Raw genomic sequence first — 17,696 nt, 5'->3', positions numbered from 1 at the left:
AGATAAAGCGTGAGGAGGACCGGGTGTTGTGCGTCTGAAATGGCCAATGCATTTCAACCTAGCTCGTTAAGCGAGGACGTATGCACAAAAAGATAACTGCGGACGATCGGACTCTATCTCCCATCAATCGCCGAAGGTTTGTGCAAGGATTGGCGGTCGGGGGAGCGGTGGCAGCTCTCGGCTGGGGTGGAGCGCCTGTCTTCGGAGAGACACAGACTCGGACACTGGATACGCTCACCGGAAGCAACTTCCAATTGATGATTGACGATCTGCCTGTGAACATCACAGGGCGACGACGAGTGGCCACTGCGATAAACGGCTCCGTGCCGGGGCCGACCTTACGTTGGCGTGAAGGTGATCTGGTTACCCTGGCCGTAACTAATCGCCTGAAGGAGCGAACCTCCATCCATTGGCACGGTGTTCGTGTGCCTTCGGAGATGGATGGAGTTCCGGGGGTTAGTTTTGCTGGAATTCCGCCGGGTGAGACGTTTGTCTATCGCATACCCGTTCGTCAGAGCGGGACGTATTGGTATCACAGTCATAGTGGGGCACAGGAGCAGACTGGGATGGCTGGCGCGCTGATCATCGAGCCGAAAGATGGCGAGACGATCGCGTACGACCGGGATTATGTGATTTTTCTTACAGACTGGACGGATGCGAATCCGGAGACGATCTTTAGCAACTTAAAACAGGACAGCGAATACTACAACTTTCATCAACGAACGGGCAGGACCTTCTTGTCCGATGCCAAGGCGAAGGGGTTGGGACCGACGATCTCTAACCGGCGTATGTGGGGGCGGATGAATATGACGCCCACCGATATTTCTGATGTAACGGGATCGACCTATACCTACCTTCTGAACGGCAATACTCCCGCTGCGAACTGGACAGGGCTTTTCAACGCGGGAGAGCGGGTACGTCTTCGTTTTATCAACGGATCTGCGATGACCTTCTTTGATGTCCGTATTCCGGGTCTGACGATGACGATGGTGCAATCCGATGGCAATGATATTGAACCGGTTGTGGTGGACGAATTTCGGATTGGGAACGCGGAGACCTACGACGCTATCGTAGAGCCCCGTCAAGATATGGCCTATACGATCTTTGCTCAGGCTTACGATCGCACTGGCTATGCGCGGGGAACACTCGCTCCAAGGCTGGGTATGGCCGTCGAGGTGCCTGCGATGGATCCGCGGCCCGCACGCACCATGGTGGACATGGGCATGGGGATGGCCGGGATGAAAGGCATGAAGATGCCTAATGCGAACTCATCGGGGACCTCTTCCAAGGCGATGCCAGACATGCCGGGGATGGGCGATTCCAAGGGTGATCCAATGCCGGGGATGGGGACTGATAGCCCGCAACGATCGGCGATGACCGACATGGACGATAGACGTGACGAAAGCGCTATGCAGCCTATGTCAGAGATGGAGATGGGTAACGCAGCAGGAACGACACCCTTTCCACAACCGGGGCCGCACACGATGCCTCTTCTTCACGCTGCAACTAGCTTAGAGATCGTAAGGGCGAAGCGGGCACACCTTCATATTGGGCCGCAAATCGATAACCTTTCGATGGCCGTCAGTGAGCGGCTTAGCGACCCGGGAGACGGTCTGCAGGGAAACGGACGACGTGTGTTGACTTACTCCGATCTTCGGGCACGTTATCGAGGTGTCGATGGGCGTCCTCCTACCCGGGAGATCGAGCTTCATCTGACAGGCAACATGCAGCGCTATATCTGGGGGTTCGACGGAAAAAAGTTTACCGATGCGGGACCGATTGAGTTGAAGCTCGGTGAAAGGGTCCGTTTTATTCTCATCAATGACAGCATGATGGATCACCCGATCCATCTCCATGGGTTGTGGAGTGAGGTGGAGACCGGACACGGCGAATTCAATCCTTATAAGCACACCGTGATCGTCAAACCTTCCGAGCGGGTCAACTACCTGGTGAGCGCCGATACCGCCGGCCGATGGGCGTTCCATTGCCACCTGATGTACCACATGCAAGCGGGCATGTTTCGAACGGTGGTGGTGTCATGAAAGCGGGCGCGAAGGGCCACTATCGGAGACATGGCATAGGATCCATATCGCATGTTGCGGTCGTCCTCGCTGTCGGTATGACAACATGCTTTTGGGTGCCAGACGTACGCGCGCAAACGCCCAGAGCACCGGACACCCTGCCTGCTACACCAAAATCGACTGGATGGAAACCGCCCGTGACTAACCAGGTCTTCACCCACTTCCTGTTCAATCAACTTGAAGGTCGTACGGGCGGGGCTGGCAGTGAGCTGCGCTGGGACGGTGAGGGCTGGATCGGCACGGATATGAATCGCTTGTGGATCAAGTCCGAAGGGGTATTCGAAGACGGCTCTGCGAGCGACGGCGATCATGAATTGTTTTACGACCGGCCGATACCTCGACTGCGGTACTTCGACGCTCAAGTTGGGATCAGAGAAGACCTGGATTCAGGCCCGAATCGTACCTGGGGCGCGGTGGGCATCGAAGGGTTGGCCCCTCACTTCTTCCAGTTGGAGTCTACGTTTTACTTCCGCGATAGCGGTCATGTTGCGGGCAAGGTCACTGGCGCTTACGACCTGAAGACAACCCAACGTCTTATTGTTCAGCCCCAGTTGGAGATGAATTTCTATGGGAGTCCCGATCGAGCCCGTGGGCTGGGAACTGGTCTCACTGATCTCGATACCGGCCTTCGGTTGCGTTACGAATTTAGCCGCAAGCTGGCTCCGTATATCGGCTTTGCGTATACCAACCAGTTCGGCAGTACCGCTGCTTATTCGCGTCAAGCTGGGGAATCTGTGGCTAATCCCAGATTCATCTTTGGAGTTCGTGTCTGGTATTAGGAAACTCGTCAATCGATCGAGTTTGCGGTATCGGCTGAAACATGGTCGGTTGGAACGCGACGTACAGGGCCACAGCTTAGTAGCGGTAAATTCCTGAAAGATTGGAGTGAATGGTGGACGCGGTAGGGATCGAACCTACGACCAGTCGATTAAGAGTCGAATGCTCTACCAGCTGAGCTACGCGTCCAATTTGGGTTTCCCACGTTGTTGCGGGGGCCGTTGAGTGACGCTTGCGGTCGCAAAGAGGTGCTTGCTGCGCTCAACTGACTTGTTAAAGATAGCACAGCTTGCGGCTGGTGAGAACGCCGCAAGCGTGCTTCTTGAGCGGAATTAGCCGATGAAGTCCACATGAGCGCGGTGAGGAATGATGCCGCGGTCGAAGCCCATATCCAAGATCTTACGAATCGCTTCCTTGCCGTCGGCGCCGTAGTCCAGGGTGCGTTCGTTGACGTACATTCCGACGAAGCGGTTGGCCATGGTGGTGTCGAGGTCGCGGGCGAACTGCATGGCGTAGTCGAGAGCGGCTTCGCGGTTGTCGAGGGCGTGCTGAATGCTGTCGCGGAGGGCGTTGGTGGTGGTGAGCATGGTCTCTTTGCCGAGCGAACGGCGGATGGCGTTGCCGCCGAGAGGAAGCGGAAGGCCGGTCTGTTCGCGCCACCACTGGCCGAGGTCGAGGAGCTTGACGAGGCCGTCGTTGGCGTAGGTGAGCTGGCCCTCGTGGATGATGAGGCCAGCGTCGAACTCTCCGCGTACGACGGCGGGGATGATCTCGTCGAAGGGAACAGTGACTGTCTCGATGTCGGGGGCGAAGAGCTTGAGGGTGAGGTAGGCGGAGGTGAGAGTGCCTGGGACGGCGATGCGGGTCTTCTTGACCTCGTCGAGGGTGAGCTTACGAGGGGAGACGATCATGGGGCCGTAACCGTCGCCCATGCTGCCGCCGCAGGACATGATGGTGTAGTTGTCCTGCAGGTACGGATAGGCGTGGAAGGAGATGGCGGTGACGTCGTAGAAGGCCTCGTCGATGGCCTTGTGGTTGAGGGTCTCGATGTCGGTCAAGGTGTGGGTGAACTTGAAGCCGGGGACGCGGACCTTGTTGGTGGCCAAGCCATAGAACATGAAGGCGTCATCGGAGTCGGGGCTGTGGGCGATACTGATCTCTTGTACGGTAGTTCCTGTGGTGGTCATTGTGTTCTGTTTCCTTCTGGAAGCTTTACGTCTTGGTAAGATGCACGACAAAGGTCTGCGGACTTAGAGATCAGTCGCAGATACGGTGCGGCGTCAACGATGGATGATTGGAACTTTAGGAGCGGGCCTGACGCCAGCGCTGCGTTGCGCTGAAGATTCCAGCAGCGGCTGTGATTTTGATGAGTTCGCCGGGGATGAAGGGCGCGATGGCTACGTGCCACACGGTGGTGGTGTGAAGGTGTGCGAAGTAGGCCATGGACGTCGCGCCGAGGACGAAGATCGGAAGTGTCGCGACGATTCCGCCGAGGATGCCATTCGTAAAATTGGAGGACGATGGACGAAGGCTGCGGGTGAAGAGACCGGCGCAGGCGGCGGCGAGAGGATAAGAGAACAGGTAGCCTGCGGTGGGACCGATCAGGCGGACGATTCCAGCGGGTCCGTAGGGAGTGAAGACTGGAAGTCCAGCAGCGCCTTCGGCGAGGTACAGGATCATGGAGCAGAAGCCAGCGACTGGACCGAGGAGCGTGCCGATAAGGATGACGGCGAAGGTCTGGAGGCTGAGCGGAACGACCGTGAAGGGTAGCGGCAGAGAGGTGTGCGCGCAGATCGCTATGAGAGCCGTGGCTGCTACAGAGAGCGCCAGACGAGCGGGCAGGGAGTTCTGCAGCGCTTTGGAGGGCTGAGCGATCGGCAGGGAATTAGGCAAAACGGATTGCATACTGCAGGTCCTTTCGACGGCTACTAATACTTAATACTTGCTTGAAGCTTTTACTTAATAATTGCTCGAAGCTTTCATCCGGCCGTTTGCATGAAGGCGGGGCGGTTGATAGGGATCGGTGAGATCGCCCATATCCTTGTTGAAGTATGTGGGATCCAGCAACTCCATGTTACCGTGCCGCGTGGGCTGCGGTGGCTTGCGGAGATCCGTATTGGGAACGAGCATGCTTTTTGGCGGCTCAACGCGATGCACGATGGTGCGCTGTGCGCGAGTCGGTTGAGGCGGCATGCTCCATTGCTTGTTTGCTGCGATGTCGCGGACGGACTGGTTGAGCTCGGCGATACGGGTGCGCTGGACTGGCGCTTCCGGAGTCAAGGCGATCCTAGGAGCGGCGGGGCTGAGAGCAGCGATCTCGGGGGCTGCGAAGAGATGTTGCTTGAAGTCTGGCCGCGGCAAGGTTGAGCGAGTCGCCGGAACGATGGAGAGCTTCGGGCGAGGACCTCTCTTGATGTGTTTCGCAAATGCGATCGCGACCCAGACTACGCCGAGGAAGCTGAGGATCGAGATGGCGAGGAGCGTTTGCATGTCTCAGGTGCAAGGATACCAAGGCGCCGCAAATTCGTGCACTTTATTCGGATGAATCGACGGTAAAGCCGTGCAGGGTGAAGTTTAAGGGTATGAACTAGATACCTTCGGGGCTGCAGGGGGTTTTCCACTTGACCCGCGTGTTCTCAGTGGTTGTACTGAAGAAGATGGCGAAGTCTGCGACAACACGGAAAGAGAGCCTGCTTGCCTCGGTTACGAGGCGTTGGCAGGAGCACGGACTGGGTTGGCGCAAAGTTGCAACCGTTGCAGCGGCGGTGGTTGCAATGGGACTTGGATACCATGTGATGTTTGGGCAGAACGGCCTGACGGCGTATGAGCAGAAGCGTCAGGAGGCTCGGGCGCTGAACCGTCAGTTGCAGAGTCTGCAGCGGGAGAACGAGCTGCTGAAAAACCATGTGGACCGGTTGCAGAGTGATCCGAACGCAATCGAGCATCAGGCGCGTGAGGAGCTGCACTACACGCGGCCAGGCGAGGTGATCTACACCATGCCGGATGCTCCTGGGAAGCCTGCTAAGACGCCTTAGCCCGGGTGCCCCTGCTGGGTGCTTCAGGAAGCAGATGCCAACAGAGCATCCCAGGGCATAAAGCCCGGAGATGGTTTAAGTTTGAGAAAATAAAGGGCATAGGCGAGTCGCCCATGCCCTTTCGATGCATCACGCACAAAGAAGTAAGTCCCTTGTTGCGGGTTATAGAGCGCGCATGAAGACTACCAAGTCCTTCTTCTCCTGTTCGGTGAGCTTGGTGCCCAAGACGAGGTTGAAGTATTCGACGGTGTCATCCAAGGTAAGGAGGCGGCCGTCGTGCAGGTAGGGTGGGGTGTCCTTGATTCCGCGTAGTGGGAAGGTTTTGATTGCGCCGTCGCGGGCCATCATCATGCCGTTGACCATGTGCTGCTTGTAGAAGCGCTCGGCGTGCAGGTCGTGCATGGTGTTGTCGGTGAAGTACGAACCGGAGTGGCAGGTCGCGCACTGTCCCTTGCCGAAGAAGACCTCCTGGCCGTGGAGTTCGGCGGGGGTGGCCTTGGTGGGGTCGAGCTTGCCGTCCCAACCCAGCTTGGGGGCGGGAGGGAAGTCGAGGATCTCTTCGAACTCGGCCATGAAGTGGACCTGGCTTCCACGATCCAGCACGTTTACGCCCTTCTTCGCAGCGATGACGTGGTCGCCGTCGAAGTAGGCGGCTCGCTGTTCAAACTCGGTGAAGTCTTCGACTGTCTTAAGGGCGCGCTGGGAGCCGAAGAGACGCTGAATATTGACGCCGCGCAGGGCGGGGGTCTCGATGCGGTGGCGGAACTCCTGGGGGCGAATGTCGCCGACGAGATGGAAGGCTCCGTTGGTTCCGCCGTTTTGATGGCAGTCCAAGCAGGCGACTCCTCGGCTGGCTTTGTCGGAGCGGCGGTCGTTGGTCTGGTTGAACTGCTGCTGGGGAAAGGGGGTCAGCAAGAGGCGCAGACCTTCGATCTGCTTGGGGTTCAGGATGCCGCTGAACATCTCGTAGTAGTTGTCGATGGTGACGAGCTTGCCCTGCGAGACGTCGCCGAGGTCGGGTCGAGTGCTCAGGTAGATGGCGGCAGGGAACTCGGCGAGGAAGCGGTCGGGGATGTCGAAGTCGAGGTCGAAGCGGGTGAGGTCGCGATCTTCCTGTTTCTTTAGTTCATCGATCTCGGTCTTTGGAAAGACCATGCCGCCCTCGGGATGGTTTGCGTGGGGCAGGGGCAGGAAGCCCTGGGGGAAGATTCCTTTCTGGAGGATCTGATCGGGTGTCTGGCGGGATAGCTCGGTCCAGGTCACGCCCTGGGGCAGCTTGACGCGCACACCTTCCTGGATGGGCTTGGTGCGATCCATGACGACGCCGGCGGCGGGACGGTCGCTGAGGTCGTAGCGTTCTGTCAGTAGATCCATCTGGCGTTGCATGATTGCAGGCTTGGCGGCGACCATGCGGCTGTGGATTGAGGCGAAGGTCTCTTTGTCGTCTACAGGCTGATAGCTATTCTTTACGGGTTGCGCTTCCTGGCCCGCGGCTGAGACGATTTTGCCTGTAAGCAGGCACGCCCCCACGATGCCGGCGGCGATCGGCCCGGCGGTTTTTATGACTTGTTTCAAGGTGCTCATGGACCCTCACTCTGTAGTGGTAGATGAAGTTGGGGAAGACGGGTGGACGCTTATGGCATGTATCGCCTTGCGACACGGATGCAAAGAGATAACTGATGTCAGATGATAACTTATATTGTGTTGGAAAAAGACGAGGCGATTGCCTTCGTGCTCTGTGACGTAGTTTGAAATCTTTCTCAGAGCGTGAAGTGTTGACCAGTTGTGGCTTTCAGCCTATGCCGAGCTCTCGCTTATTCGGCTTGTCCTATATCGAGACGATGTATTTTTCCTGTTGAGCCGAGCTGGAATCTGAAGTAGCTCCGGAAGTCTCCCCACGCTTCCGTGTGAAACTCGCCCTCGATGTCGAGTCCGTTGTTTTCGATTTTGTCGATGGAGGTGAAGCGCTCGTGACCAAGGGCGTCGTTGGTGAACTTGTCCAGGTTGCGAGGGTTGCCGTCGTCGTAGAGTTTGGCATTGGGTTCAAAGAGAGCGGTCCAGGCTTCGCGATCTCCGTTTTGTAGCGCTTCGATTGCGGCTTTGACAGTGGGATTTTTTAGGGAATTGGTTTGCATGCGCTTCTCCTTTCTGTGTTGGTTTTATTATGTCTGGAAAACTGTAACAAGATATTGGGCTGTGGGAGAGCAGAGAATCCCACCCTTCGCAAGAGACAGAGGCGCGAAGGATGGGGCACCCGGGCTGTTGGGTTTGGGAAGGAGTGCGGTCGAGCTTTGCCCGATACCCCACCCTATTTGCGATGAAGCTGCAAAAAGGGTGGGGCACCCGGTTTTGTGGCTTCCGGTGGAGGTGTGCTGCAACTTGTTCGTTGCGGTTGTTTTTTTAGAGGGCGCGGAGGATTACTACGGTTTCGTCGTCGAAGTGTGCGGTGCCGGATTGGAAGGCGGCTACGGCGTCGAGGATCGCTTCGGCGGCGGTGGCGGCGGTCGTGGGCTGGGCCTGGGTTTGAAGGACCTCGGCGAGACGCTCCTCGCCGAACATGTCGCCGACCGCGTTCTGGGCGTCGACGATGCCGTCAGAGAAGAAGACGATGAGGTCTCCGGGTTGGGTGGAGAGGGTGAACTCTTCGTACTCGACGTTCGGGAAGAGGCCGAGAGGGAAGCCTTCGGCGTGAATGGTGCGGACGCAGACGCTGCTGGTGACGACTGGCTCTGGCGGGGGAACGGGGTCCTTGGTGCGGGTGGTGGGGAGGCAGGGGACGGACGCGTTCTGCACGGTGGAGACGAAGAGAGGCTGGACGGAGCCGGCGTTGGCGATCTGAAGGGTTTGATTGGAGTCGTCCCAGACGGCCATGATCATGGTGACGTATTGGGAGTCGAGCTTACGCTCTTGAAGCTGATCGTTGAGCGCGGCGAGCATGGCGGCGGGAGAGAGGTGCTGGTTGGCGAGCGAGCGCAGGATGCCGCTGACCAGGGCGGCGTAGAGAGCGGCTGGGGCGGCCTTGCCGGAGACGTCTCCTACGGCGAGGGCGACGCGTCCGGGGCCGTAGTCGAGGAAGTCGTAGATGTCTCCGCCGATGGAGCGGGCGGCCATGAACTTAGCGGCGATCTCGGCGCGTTCGAGGGTGGGAGGAAAGGGAGGCATGAGCCGAAGCTGAACCTGTCGGGCCATCTCGAGGTCGCGCTCCATGCGCTGCTCCTCTTCGTGGATGCGCTGATAGAGGCGGGCGTTGGCAATCGAGATGGCGACCTGCGCGGCGAGGGTGGAGAGCGTGCGCTGGTGGTCTTCGGTGAAGTAATTGACGCGGGTGTGTTCGAGGTCGAGGACGCCGATGACGTTGCCCTTATAGATGAGCGGCACGGAGAGCTCGGAGCGGGTCTCGGGGTTTTCGGAGACGTAACGGGGGTCTTTGCGGACGTCGGGTGCGAGAACTGGCTCACGGAGTTGGGCGGCGGCGCCGATAATTCCTTGACCGAGGGAGACGGTGCGCTCGCGCGCGATTCGCTCACCGTAGCGGGAGGAGAAGCGATGTTCGAGGCGTTCGCGGCGTTCGTTCCAGAGGAGGATGGTGAACATCTGGAAGTCGATGACGCGCTTGACGAGGTGGCCGATGCGCTCGAGGAGGTCGTCGAGGTCGAGGATGCTGGTGATCTCGCGGGAGATCTCGTTGAGGACGGTGAGGGTTTGGGCCTGACGGGAGACGCGGGTGTAGAGGCGGGCGTTTTCGATGGCGACGGCGACGCGGGAGGCGACGAGCTCGAGCAGGCGCTGGTGATCGGTGGTGAAGAAGGAGGGGTACTCGGACTGGATGTCGATGATGCCGATGACTTTGTTCTTGATGATGAGGGGGACGGCCAACTCCGAGCGGACGATGGGGTTGCCCTCGATGTAGTGCTCGATGTAGTTGCCTGGGGTGCCTACGTCGTGGATGAGGATGGACTTGCGATGGAGAGCGGCTTGTCCGACGATGCCGCGGCCGAGCTTGATGCGCATGCGCTCGGTCTCGGGGCTGTGGCCGGTCTGAAAGCGCATCCAGAGCTCGTTGGTGCGGTCGTTGAGCAAAAGGATGGCGAAGATGCGGAAGTCGATGACGGCACGGGCGAGGTCGGCGACCCGGTGCATGAGGGTATTGAGATCGAGGGTGGCGTTGAGGGCGTCGGCGAGGCGGTGGAGAAAGTCGATCTGGAGGGGCTCGACGCGGATGTTGGAGAGAGCCGGGGTGGGGGGCGCGGGTTCTCCATCGGGAGGAGGCGCGGGCCGGTAGTCCCCTTCGAAGTGGTCGCCGGGATGAGGGGTGTCGCCGGGATGAGGGGTGTCGCCGCCTGCGGCAGTGGGTCGGCGCGGTTTGTTAGCGGAAGACATTGAAGTCTTGATGATACTACCCGGGCCCATGTGGACGGCTGGCGACGGGGGTATCGTCGCGGAGGCGGGCAGGGTTGATTTTAGTAGCCGGAGGGTGCGTTGTCGGAGGGAGCCTGGCCTGCCAGTTCGGCGAGGATCTTGACGCTTGCGCTGGCTCCGATGCGGTTGGCTCCGGCATGAAGCATGGCGGAGGCGTCGGCCAGGGAGCGGATGCCGCCGGAGGCTTTGACCCCGGCACGATTTCCGGCAACGCCGCGGAGGATAGTGATGTCGTCGACGGTGGCTCCACCGTTGGCGAAGCCGGTGCTGGTTTTGAGGAAGTCGGCTCCGGCGGAGAGGGCGATCTCGGAGGCGCGGAGTTTTTCTTCAAAGGTAAGGAGGCAGGTCTCGAGGATGACTTTGACGATCGCTCCGGAGGCGTGGGCGAGTTCGGCTACACCGTGGATGTCGTTGAAGACGGCTTCGTAGTCGCTGGGCTGGCCGGATTTAAGCAGGCCGATGTTGAGGACCATGTCTACGTCGTGGGCGCCTTGTTTGAGGACGCGGACGGTCTCGTCGCGCTTGGAGCTGGAGAGGGTTGCTCCCAGGGGGAAGCCGATGACGACGCCGACGGGTACACCGGTTCCGGCGAGGGCGGAGGCGGCGACGGCGACCCAGGTGGGGTTGACCATGGCGCAGGCGAAGCCATGCTCGGCGGCTTCGTGGCAGATCTGGAGGACCTGGGTGCGGGTGGCGTCGGGTTTGAGGAGGGTGTGGTCGAGGACGGCGGCGAGGTTCTTTCGCGAGGACAAGGTGTAGGCGGCGAAGGCTGCGGCGTCGAACGAGGGGAGGGTGGAGGCCATGATCTCGGGGCTGGTTCCGGGGGTTGGGAGGGTGCTCAAGTAGTTCTCCTTGCTGCAGCTTACGGCGGCAGATCGGTAGTTGCGGGCGAAGTCTGCCGAGCTCTGGTGGAGGGTTCTGGCAGGGGCCTGTAGGACCCGGTACTTTCTATCATACGGCGGTGGCGGCTGGTTTAAGGGCAAGGTGGGCGGCGTGGGCCAGGTCGGTTTTAAAGTGCTCCAACATCTGGTGGCGGGCCTTCTCGTCGGGGGCGCGGAGGATGGCGGAGGGATGGAAGGTGGCGATGACTTTATCGGCGAAGGGAGTGCTGTGGACTTTGCCGCGGTCGCGCATGAGTCCGAAGGAGCCTCCGAGGAGGGATTTGGAGGCGGAGGCTCCGAGGCAGAGGACGACGCGGGGCTTGAGGGTGGCGATCTCAGCCTGGAGCCAGGGGCGGCAGGCGGTGAGCTCGGAGAGGCGGGGGTTCTGGTGGATGCGGAGCTTGCCGCGCTGCACGAATTTGAAGTGCTTGACGGCGTTGGTGACGAAGAGGAGAGAGCGGTCGATGTCGAGCTCGGCGAGGGTGCGGTCCAGGAGCTTGCCGGCTGGACCGACGAAGGGGAGGCCCTGGAGGTCTTCCTGATCGCCGGGTTGTTCTCCGACGATGAGCAAGGGGGCGTGGGCGGGGCCGCGGCCGGGGACTACCTGGGTCGCGTGGCGGTAGAGGTCGCAGCCCCGGCAGGTGGGGAGCGCCTCCTGGATGGAGCGGAGGGTTGGGTGAGGTGGGACGAAGGGCTCGGCGGATTGTTTGGGTTGGGTACGTGGGGCCATGGGCAGGACTCTGGGCTTGGGTTTAGGGACGGGGTTGAGGGGGATGGGGGTTGCGATTTCGGCGTAGTGGGTGCGCCAGAGGTCTTCCAACTCTTCTTCGGATGGTGCGGTTTCGCGTGGTATGCCGGGGGCGGAGGTGAGGGTCTTCGAGACTGGATTCCAGGAGATGATGGCGTCGGGAGTGAGGATCGTCCAGCGGAGGATGGCGAAGCGCTTGGCGAAGAAGGGAGCGGCAAGTGGGAGGATGCGATGTTCGGGCTGGTACCAGGCGATGAAGTACTCACAGTCTTCGTCGGGGGCGGGAGGCTGGTTGGGTGGAGGTTCGGCTGGGAGGCATTGTTCCAGTTCGGTCTTATTCGTTCCGAAGGGGGTTGGAGTGGCGAGGACGAGGTGGTGAGGCTCGGGTTGGTTCGGGCTGGGTGGAGGGAGGGTTTCGTCCAGGACTACGGGACGATGATCGGAGAGGACGAGCTCGCCGGCGCGGAGGACTTTGCGGAACTGCACAAAGACCTGCATCTGGTGTATCTCGCGCTGGACCTGGGCGGAGAGGCGGAGGAGCTCCGCTACGTCGGGGTCGGATTCTTGACTGAGCAGGACGCGGTCGGTCTGGAGGCGGTAGAGAATCCGATAGAGGAGGTTCCAGCGGTCGGGATTCCGATTGGCGGCGGCGAAGACGGCGGTTTCGAGGAAGGCTTGCGAGGTGTGAGGGCGGGGAAAGGAAGTTCCGGTGGGGGCCTCGCCGGTATCGAGCGAGAGAGCGAGGGAGGCGGAGGCTGTGGCGTCCTGGAGATCGAGATCCTGGGGCGCGTAGCCGGAGTGAAGGGCCTCGCGGGCGGCTTCGCGCCAGGCTTCGAAGTCGGGTTGGAGGAGAACCTGTCTCATGGAATGGTCTGGCGTTTGGATGCAGGAATGGTAGATTTTTCTGGATCTTGCGGAGAAATTTAAGGCTAGTGGGAAAAGTTAAAACGTTTTAGGCCGATAGTCCTTCTGTGCCGCACCCTGAACAGCCTATGTCGAATACACTCACGGCAGCACCGTAAAACCACATTCGACCCTTCGCTCGCTTGAACCGCGTTCGTTCGGCGAACTGAGCGGTGGAAGTTGGGACCCTATGCACTTGCTTCAGTCCATGTTGACTGCGCTGGATGCCACGTCCATTTTAATTGTCGGCTTTATCCTGCTCTTTTGCTGCAGCCTAGGGCTGCTGGTGGTACGCCTGACGAATCCACGGCTGCTGGGGCTGGGCTGGCTGGGTTCGGGCTTCGCCTCGGGTGGCGTGGGGGCTTGGCTGCTGACGATGGGTGGGCAGGTCCCGCCGTTTTTCTTCGTAATCCTCTCGGATTTTCTGATTCTGCTGGGTGTCGTGCTGATGCATGTCTCGACCCTCTCGATGAGGAAGTGGGGGCGGGTGTTCCCGCGATTCGGGGCGTGTCTGTTGCTGATCCATCTGTCTGGCTATTTATGGATGACGTATGTCTCCCCCTTGAGGGCGGGGCGGATCGTCTTGATGGGTTTGCTGGTGGTGGCTCAGGTCATTCAGACGGCTGTGCTGTTGTTTCGAGAGAGAAAGCGCAGCGTACGATTGCCGGCGTATTTGAGCGGAACGATCTTGTGCTGCTTCATCGCGGTCAACTTGTTGCGGAGCTTTCTGTTGATCTTTCATGCATCCTTTATGAATCACGAACGACTCCTCGCGCTGCAGAAGGTGGTATTTCTCTCCTACCTGGTTACGGCGATGGGGCTTGCGTTCAATTTTTTCTGGATGACTACTATCGATCTCGCTGACGAGCTGGAGAAGATGGCGAGCAAGGATCCTTTAACGCGGATCTACAACCGAAGGGTCTTCCGGGAGTGGTGTGAGCAGGAGCTTCTAAGAAGCCGGCGTAGTGCGCGACCGTTTTCGCTGGTGATGGCAGATCTGGATCATTTCAAGCAGATCAACGACCGCTACGGACATCATGGGGGAGATGAGGCCTTGTGTGCGGTGGTGGAGAAGATGCAGGATTCCGTCCGGGGAGTCGATGTGCTGGGGCGATGGGGCGGCGAGGAGTTCGTGGCCTTACTTCCGGGGGCGGATGCGGAGGCCGCGGTGCTGGTGGCGCAACGGGTGAGGTCGAATATTGAGACGCTGATTCTTCCGAGCTGCCTAGGTTCCTTCGCAGACGACAGGGAAGAGATGCGTATGACGCTGAGCCTCGGCGTTGCCACTTACCGGGGAGGGGAGGACGACCTGGATCAGATGATTCGACGTGCCGATGCGGCGCTGTATGGAGCGAAGGCGGCGGGGCGAAACCGGGTGTTAGCTATGGCTTAGGGGCTGCGGTGTATGGGTCGATTCGGGGTGGGCGACATCTAACAGGGCATGGCAGATTCGAAGGTGGAAGGAAGTTTGCGGTTGTCGGTACTGGACCAATCGCCGGTACCGGCCGGAAGTACGCCGGGAGATGCACTGCAGAACTCGATTTCGTTGGCGCGACGGGTGGATGCACTGGGGTACACACGGTTCTGGATGAGCGAGCACCATGCGATGGATACGCTGGCGTGTACGGCTCCGGAGGTGATGCTGGCGAGGATCGGCGCGGAGACGCAGCGGATACGGATCGGGTCGGGCGGGATCATGCTGCCGCACTACAGCGCGTTCAAGGTAGCGGAGGTCTTCCGTATGCTGCACGCACTGTATCCGGGGAGAGTGGATCTGGGTCTGGGGCGGGCTCCGGGGGGCGGGCCGGTGGAGGCTCTGGCGCTGCGGCGGGACCGGAAGGCACGGCAGGAGGATGACTTTCAACAACAGGTGGCGGAGTTACTGGCTTATTTTGAGAGGACCTTTCCGGCGGGCCACCCGTTTGCCGGATTGAGAGTGTCTCCGGAGGTGCCGGGCGCTCCGGATGTGTGGATGTTGGGGTCAAGCATGTGGAGCTCCGCGGCGGCGGTGGAGTTTGGATTGCCGTATGCCTTTGCGCATTTCTTCAGCCCGGTCCATACGCGGGCTGCGATCGAGGCCTACAAACGGAACTTCCAGTTGGTGGATCGTCCTGGAGCCAGGCAGGCGCCGGAGGCTACAGTGGCGGTGGGTGTGATCTGCGCGGAGACGGAGGAGGAGGCAGACTATCTCGCTTCGAGCGTGCGGTTGTTGCAGAGACGGATTCGTCAGGGGGATCGCCGGCCGATTGCCGCGCCCAAAGATGCCCTGCAGGAGTTGCAGGTATTTGGAGATATCGCTGTGGAGGAGGGGGAGTGGCCGCGGTACTTTGTGGGAACTCCGGAGAAGGTGGCGAACCAGTTACTGGCGATGGCTGGGGAGTTAGGGATCGGGGAGCTGGTCGTGAACACGATCGTCTGGGATCATGCGGCTCGATTAAGGAGCTATGAGTTGCTGGCTGCGAGTCTGGGAATTCGTTGAGGGTTGTTGTTTCTGGAGTTCGGCAGGATCAATTTATTTTTTGACAGAATGGACGTCCCAAAAGTGACGGCTATAAGGGACAGGCTTGCTTATTTTAGCTAAACCACCTAGAATGAATATGCGGACTTGCGTCTAGCGGCAGAAATTTGCCGTGGGAGTCCGAGTCAACAGACTTTTATTGAAGAGGGAAACACCAATATGGCAAAGCGTCGTGGAAATCCGAATTGGGGTAAGCCTGAGCCTATAGGGCCGGTTACGCCAACGGTGACATCGTTCGAACAGGTCGTGAAAGAGTATAAGTTGACGCCGGACCAGTACATCCGGTCGACGCGGCTGCGGGAGTGGGCGCGCCGGAACAAGAACTCGAAGTACATCCCAGAGGCGTTGCTTGAGGCGTGGGGATTTGAGATTGAGTCCACGCTGTAAACTCTGAGACGATCCTTATATGAGACGCCGCCCAGATGGGCGGCGTCTTTTTTGCGTCCCGGTATGATTGTGAGGAATCGGATCTAGGTTAGGTTTACTAGCTGGAGGTTGAGATGTTCGCAGATGTGAAAGACGCGATCGCGGAGTTTCGAGCGGGACGGATGGTGGTCATCGTCGATGACGAGGATCGCGAGAACGAGGGCGACCTGACGCTGGCGGCGGAGTTCGTGACTCCCGAGGCGATCAACTTCATGGCGAAGTTTGGCCGCGGGTTGATCTGCCTGACGTTGACGGAAGAGCGCGCGGACTATCTGCGGCTGGGGCCGATGACGCAGGACAATACCTCGCGGTTTGGAACGGCGTTTACAGAGAGCATCGAGGCGCGGGAGGGTGTGACGACGGGGATCTCGGCGGCGGACCGGGCGCATACGATCCGTGTGGCGATCGATCCGGCTTCCACGGCGCAGGATCTGGCTCGGCCGGGACATGTCTTTCCGTTGCGTGCGCGTAAGGGTGGGGTGCTGGTACGGGCGGGGCAGACGGAGGCTTCGGTCGATCTGGCCCGGATGGCAGGGCTGGTTTCAGCGGGGGTGATCTGCGAGATTATGAACGACGACGGGTCGATGGCGCGGGTGCCGGACCTGATCAAGTTCTGCGAGACGCATGAATTGAAGATGTTGACGGTGGCGGATCTGATTCGGTACCGGCTCCAGAATGAACGGTACATTCGCCGGGTGGCGGAGTCGGTGATGCCGACGGAGCATGGCGACTTCCGGATGATCGCGTACGAGAGCGAGGTGGAGGGTGGGGAGTCGCATGTGGCGCTGGTGTTTGGCGAGGTGAGCGGCGAGGATATCGTACCGGTGCGGGTGCATACGCATTGTTTGGCGGGCGATGTGTTTTCGACGTCGCTTTGTGACTGCCGGGCGGTGATTGGGGAGTCGTTGCGGATGATTGCAAAGGCTGGGAAGGGTGCTCTGGTTTATCTGCACAATGGGACCAAGGGCTTTGGGATCGACCGCACTTTGGAGCCGCACCGGATTGTGTTGCACCGGGAGCAGCGGGCGAGGGAACGTGGTGGGGAACGGAACGAGAGGACGCTGCGGCAGGTGGGGTTGGGCGGGCAGATTCTTTCCGATCTGGGGATTCAGAAGATACGTCTGTTGACGAATACGCCGACGCATGTGCCGGCGCTGCAGGGGTTCGGGATCGAGATTGTGGAGCAGGTTCCGGTAGCGCTGGGGCAGAAGGCTAAACGCTAGCTGGTTTGGGCTGCCGGCTCCGCGGGCGCGAGACGAAGCAGGGAGGTGAGGCCGCGGCTTTCCATCTCCTGCTCGAAGCGGGCGTGGTCGAGGTGGTATTGGATGGCCTGCATTCCGGCGGCGATGGCGGCCTCGATGTTGTCGAGGCGGTCGTCGATGAAGAGGATGTTGGCGGGTGGGGTGTTGAGGCCTTCGGCGGCGTGGCGGTAGATGGCGGCCTCGGGCTTGGCGAGGTTGAGGGTGTGGGACCAGACGCGGTGATTGAAGTGGGCGAGCCAATCGAAGCGAGCAAGTAGCCCGGCGGACATGGCGTCCCCGATGTTGGAGAGGATTCCGGTGGGGAAGCCGGCGCGCTGGAGGGACTGTGCCCACTCGAGCATTGGCAGATTGAGCTGGCCCCAGAGGTCGACGTCGGCTGCGATCAGGGCTTCGATTTGGTCGGGGGTAAGGAGGATTCCGGCGTCGGTGGCGACGTTGCGCCAGTAGGCTAGGCCGGTAAGGTCGCCGCGATCGTAGGGGTGGCGGTGGGCCCAATAGCCGCGATGGAGGAGCTCTTCGCTGAGGCCGGTGATGGAGCGCATCTGCGCCCAGGCTGTGGGATCTATGGGGCCGGAGAGGACCATGCCGTAGTCGAAGAGGACTGCTTTTACGGGAATCATTCTGGAGATGATTTTACAGGTCGGCA

Annotated in this window: 16 protein-coding genes and 1 tRNA gene; 7 read left to right on the top strand and 10 right to left on the bottom strand. The window is 60.0% G+C overall.

Annotated features, from left to right (window positions below; genetic code table 11):
* Positions 1 to 80: 80 nt before the first annotated feature.
* Together HB393_RS18910 and HB393_RS18905 are read left to right on the top strand one after the other, a co-directional pair.
* On the top strand, positions 81 to 2,042 hold the full coding sequence (locus HB393_RS18910) for a copper resistance system multicopper oxidase (protein ID WP_213806759.1): 1,962 nt from the start codon (positions 81 to 83) through the stop codon (positions 2,040 to 2,042).
* A gap of 176 nt (positions 2,043 to 2,218) precedes the next feature.
* Positions 2,219 to 2,860, top strand: a complete 642-nt coding sequence (locus HB393_RS18905; RefSeq protein ID WP_345945309.1) for a copper resistance protein B — start codon at positions 2,219 to 2,221, stop codon at positions 2,858 to 2,860.
* Between the two features lie 111 nt (positions 2,861 to 2,971).
* Here the strand turns inward: HB393_RS18905 and HB393_RS18900 are convergent.
* From HB393_RS18900 to HB393_RS18885, 4 genes are all read right to left on the bottom strand, one after another.
* Positions 2,972 to 3,047: transfer RNA gene (locus HB393_RS18900), tRNA-Lys, on the bottom strand.
* Positions 3,048 to 3,190: 143 nt separating this feature from the next.
* On the bottom strand, positions 3,191 to 4,045 hold the full coding sequence (locus tag HB393_RS18895; RefSeq protein ID WP_213806758.1) for an MqnA/MqnD/SBP family protein: 855 nt from the start codon (positions 4,043 to 4,045) through the stop codon (positions 3,191 to 3,193).
* 115 nt (positions 4,046 to 4,160) lie between these two features.
* Positions 4,161 to 4,763, bottom strand: a complete 603-nt coding sequence (locus tag HB393_RS18890) for a biotin transporter BioY (RefSeq protein WP_213806757.1) — start codon at positions 4,761 to 4,763, stop codon at positions 4,161 to 4,163.
* Positions 4,764 to 4,817: 54 nt separating this feature from the next.
* Positions 4,818 to 5,348 carry a hypothetical protein gene (locus tag HB393_RS18885; RefSeq protein WP_213806756.1) on the bottom strand — a complete coding sequence of 177 codons (531 nt, stop codon included), beginning with the start codon at positions 5,346 to 5,348 and terminating at the stop codon, positions 4,818 to 4,820.
* A gap of 167 nt (positions 5,349 to 5,515) precedes the next feature.
* On the opposite strand from HB393_RS18885, the gene HB393_RS18880 reads away from it, so the two are divergent.
* A complete protein-coding gene (locus tag HB393_RS18880; RefSeq protein ID WP_213806755.1) occupies positions 5,516 to 5,893 on the top strand; it encodes a septum formation initiator family protein in 378 nt (125 codons plus the stop codon).
* A 162-nt stretch (positions 5,894 to 6,055) separates the two neighbouring features.
* Here the strand turns inward: HB393_RS18880 and HB393_RS18875 are convergent, their stop codons facing one another.
* The 5 genes from HB393_RS18875 to HB393_RS18855 all read right to left on the bottom strand — a co-directional run bounded on the left by HB393_RS18875 (position 6,056) and on the right by HB393_RS18855 (position 12,805).
* On the bottom strand, positions 6,056 to 7,477 hold the full coding sequence (locus tag HB393_RS18875) for a hypothetical protein (protein ID WP_213806754.1): 1,422 nt from the start codon (positions 7,475 to 7,477) through the stop codon (positions 6,056 to 6,058).
* A gap of 230 nt (positions 7,478 to 7,707) precedes the next feature.
* Positions 7,708 to 8,028, bottom strand: coding sequence for a hypothetical protein (locus HB393_RS18870; RefSeq protein WP_213806753.1), 321 nt, complete (start codon positions 8,026 to 8,028; stop codon positions 7,708 to 7,710).
* Between the two features lie 265 nt (positions 8,029 to 8,293).
* Positions 8,294 to 10,273: a SpoIIE family protein phosphatase gene (locus tag HB393_RS18865; RefSeq protein ID WP_213806752.1), complete on the bottom strand. Its 1,980-nt coding sequence runs from the start codon at positions 10,271 to 10,273 to the stop codon at positions 8,294 to 8,296.
* An 80-nt stretch (positions 10,274 to 10,353) separates the two neighbouring features.
* The gene (deoC, locus tag HB393_RS18860; RefSeq protein ID WP_213806792.1) at positions 10,354 to 11,115 is read right to left on the bottom strand and encodes a deoxyribose-phosphate aldolase; all 762 of its coding nucleotides are present in this window, start codon (positions 11,113 to 11,115) and stop codon (positions 10,354 to 10,356) included.
* A 148-nt stretch (positions 11,116 to 11,263) separates the two neighbouring features.
* A complete protein-coding gene (locus HB393_RS18855; RefSeq protein WP_213806751.1) occupies positions 11,264 to 12,805 on the bottom strand; it encodes a UdgX family uracil-DNA binding protein in 1,542 nt (513 codons plus the stop codon).
* 229 nt (positions 12,806 to 13,034) lie between these two features.
* On the opposite strand from HB393_RS18855, the gene HB393_RS18850 reads away from it, so the two are divergent.
* The 4 genes from HB393_RS18850 (at position 13,035) to ribB (ending at position 17,011) form a co-directional block, all read left to right on the top strand.
* The gene (locus HB393_RS18850; protein WP_213806750.1) at positions 13,035 to 14,237 is read left to right on the top strand and encodes a GGDEF domain-containing protein; all 1,203 of its coding nucleotides are present in this window, start codon (positions 13,035 to 13,037) and stop codon (positions 14,235 to 14,237) included.
* A 48-nt stretch (positions 14,238 to 14,285) separates the two neighbouring features.
* Positions 14,286 to 15,323, top strand: a complete 1,038-nt coding sequence (locus HB393_RS18845) for an LLM class flavin-dependent oxidoreductase (RefSeq protein ID WP_213806749.1) — start codon at positions 14,286 to 14,288, stop codon at positions 15,321 to 15,323.
* A 198-nt stretch (positions 15,324 to 15,521) separates the two neighbouring features.
* Entirely contained in the window at positions 15,522 to 15,749 is a 228-nt protein-coding gene (locus HB393_RS18840) for a hypothetical protein (protein WP_213806748.1), read from the top strand.
* Between the two features lie 113 nt (positions 15,750 to 15,862).
* The gene (gene ribB / locus HB393_RS18835; RefSeq protein WP_213806747.1) at positions 15,863 to 17,011 is read left to right on the top strand and encodes a 3,4-dihydroxy-2-butanone-4-phosphate synthase; all 1,149 of its coding nucleotides are present in this window, start codon (positions 15,863 to 15,865) and stop codon (positions 17,009 to 17,011) included.
* Here the strand turns inward: ribB and HB393_RS18830 are convergent.
* On the bottom strand, positions 17,008 to 17,670 hold the full coding sequence (locus HB393_RS18830; protein ID WP_213806746.1) for an HAD family phosphatase: 663 nt from the start codon (positions 17,668 to 17,670) through the stop codon (positions 17,008 to 17,010). The genes ribB and HB393_RS18830 overlap by 4 nt on opposite strands.
* Positions 17,671 to 17,696: the final 26 nt, after the last annotated feature.

The sequence above is a fragment of the Granulicella sp. dw_53 genome, from assembly GCF_018449545.1.
In the GTDB taxonomy this organism is placed as follows: domain Bacteria; phylum Acidobacteriota; class Terriglobia; order Terriglobales; family Acidobacteriaceae; genus Edaphobacter.
Note: the sequence above shows the minus strand (reverse complement) of the source record. Positions and strands in the feature narration are given on the sequence as shown.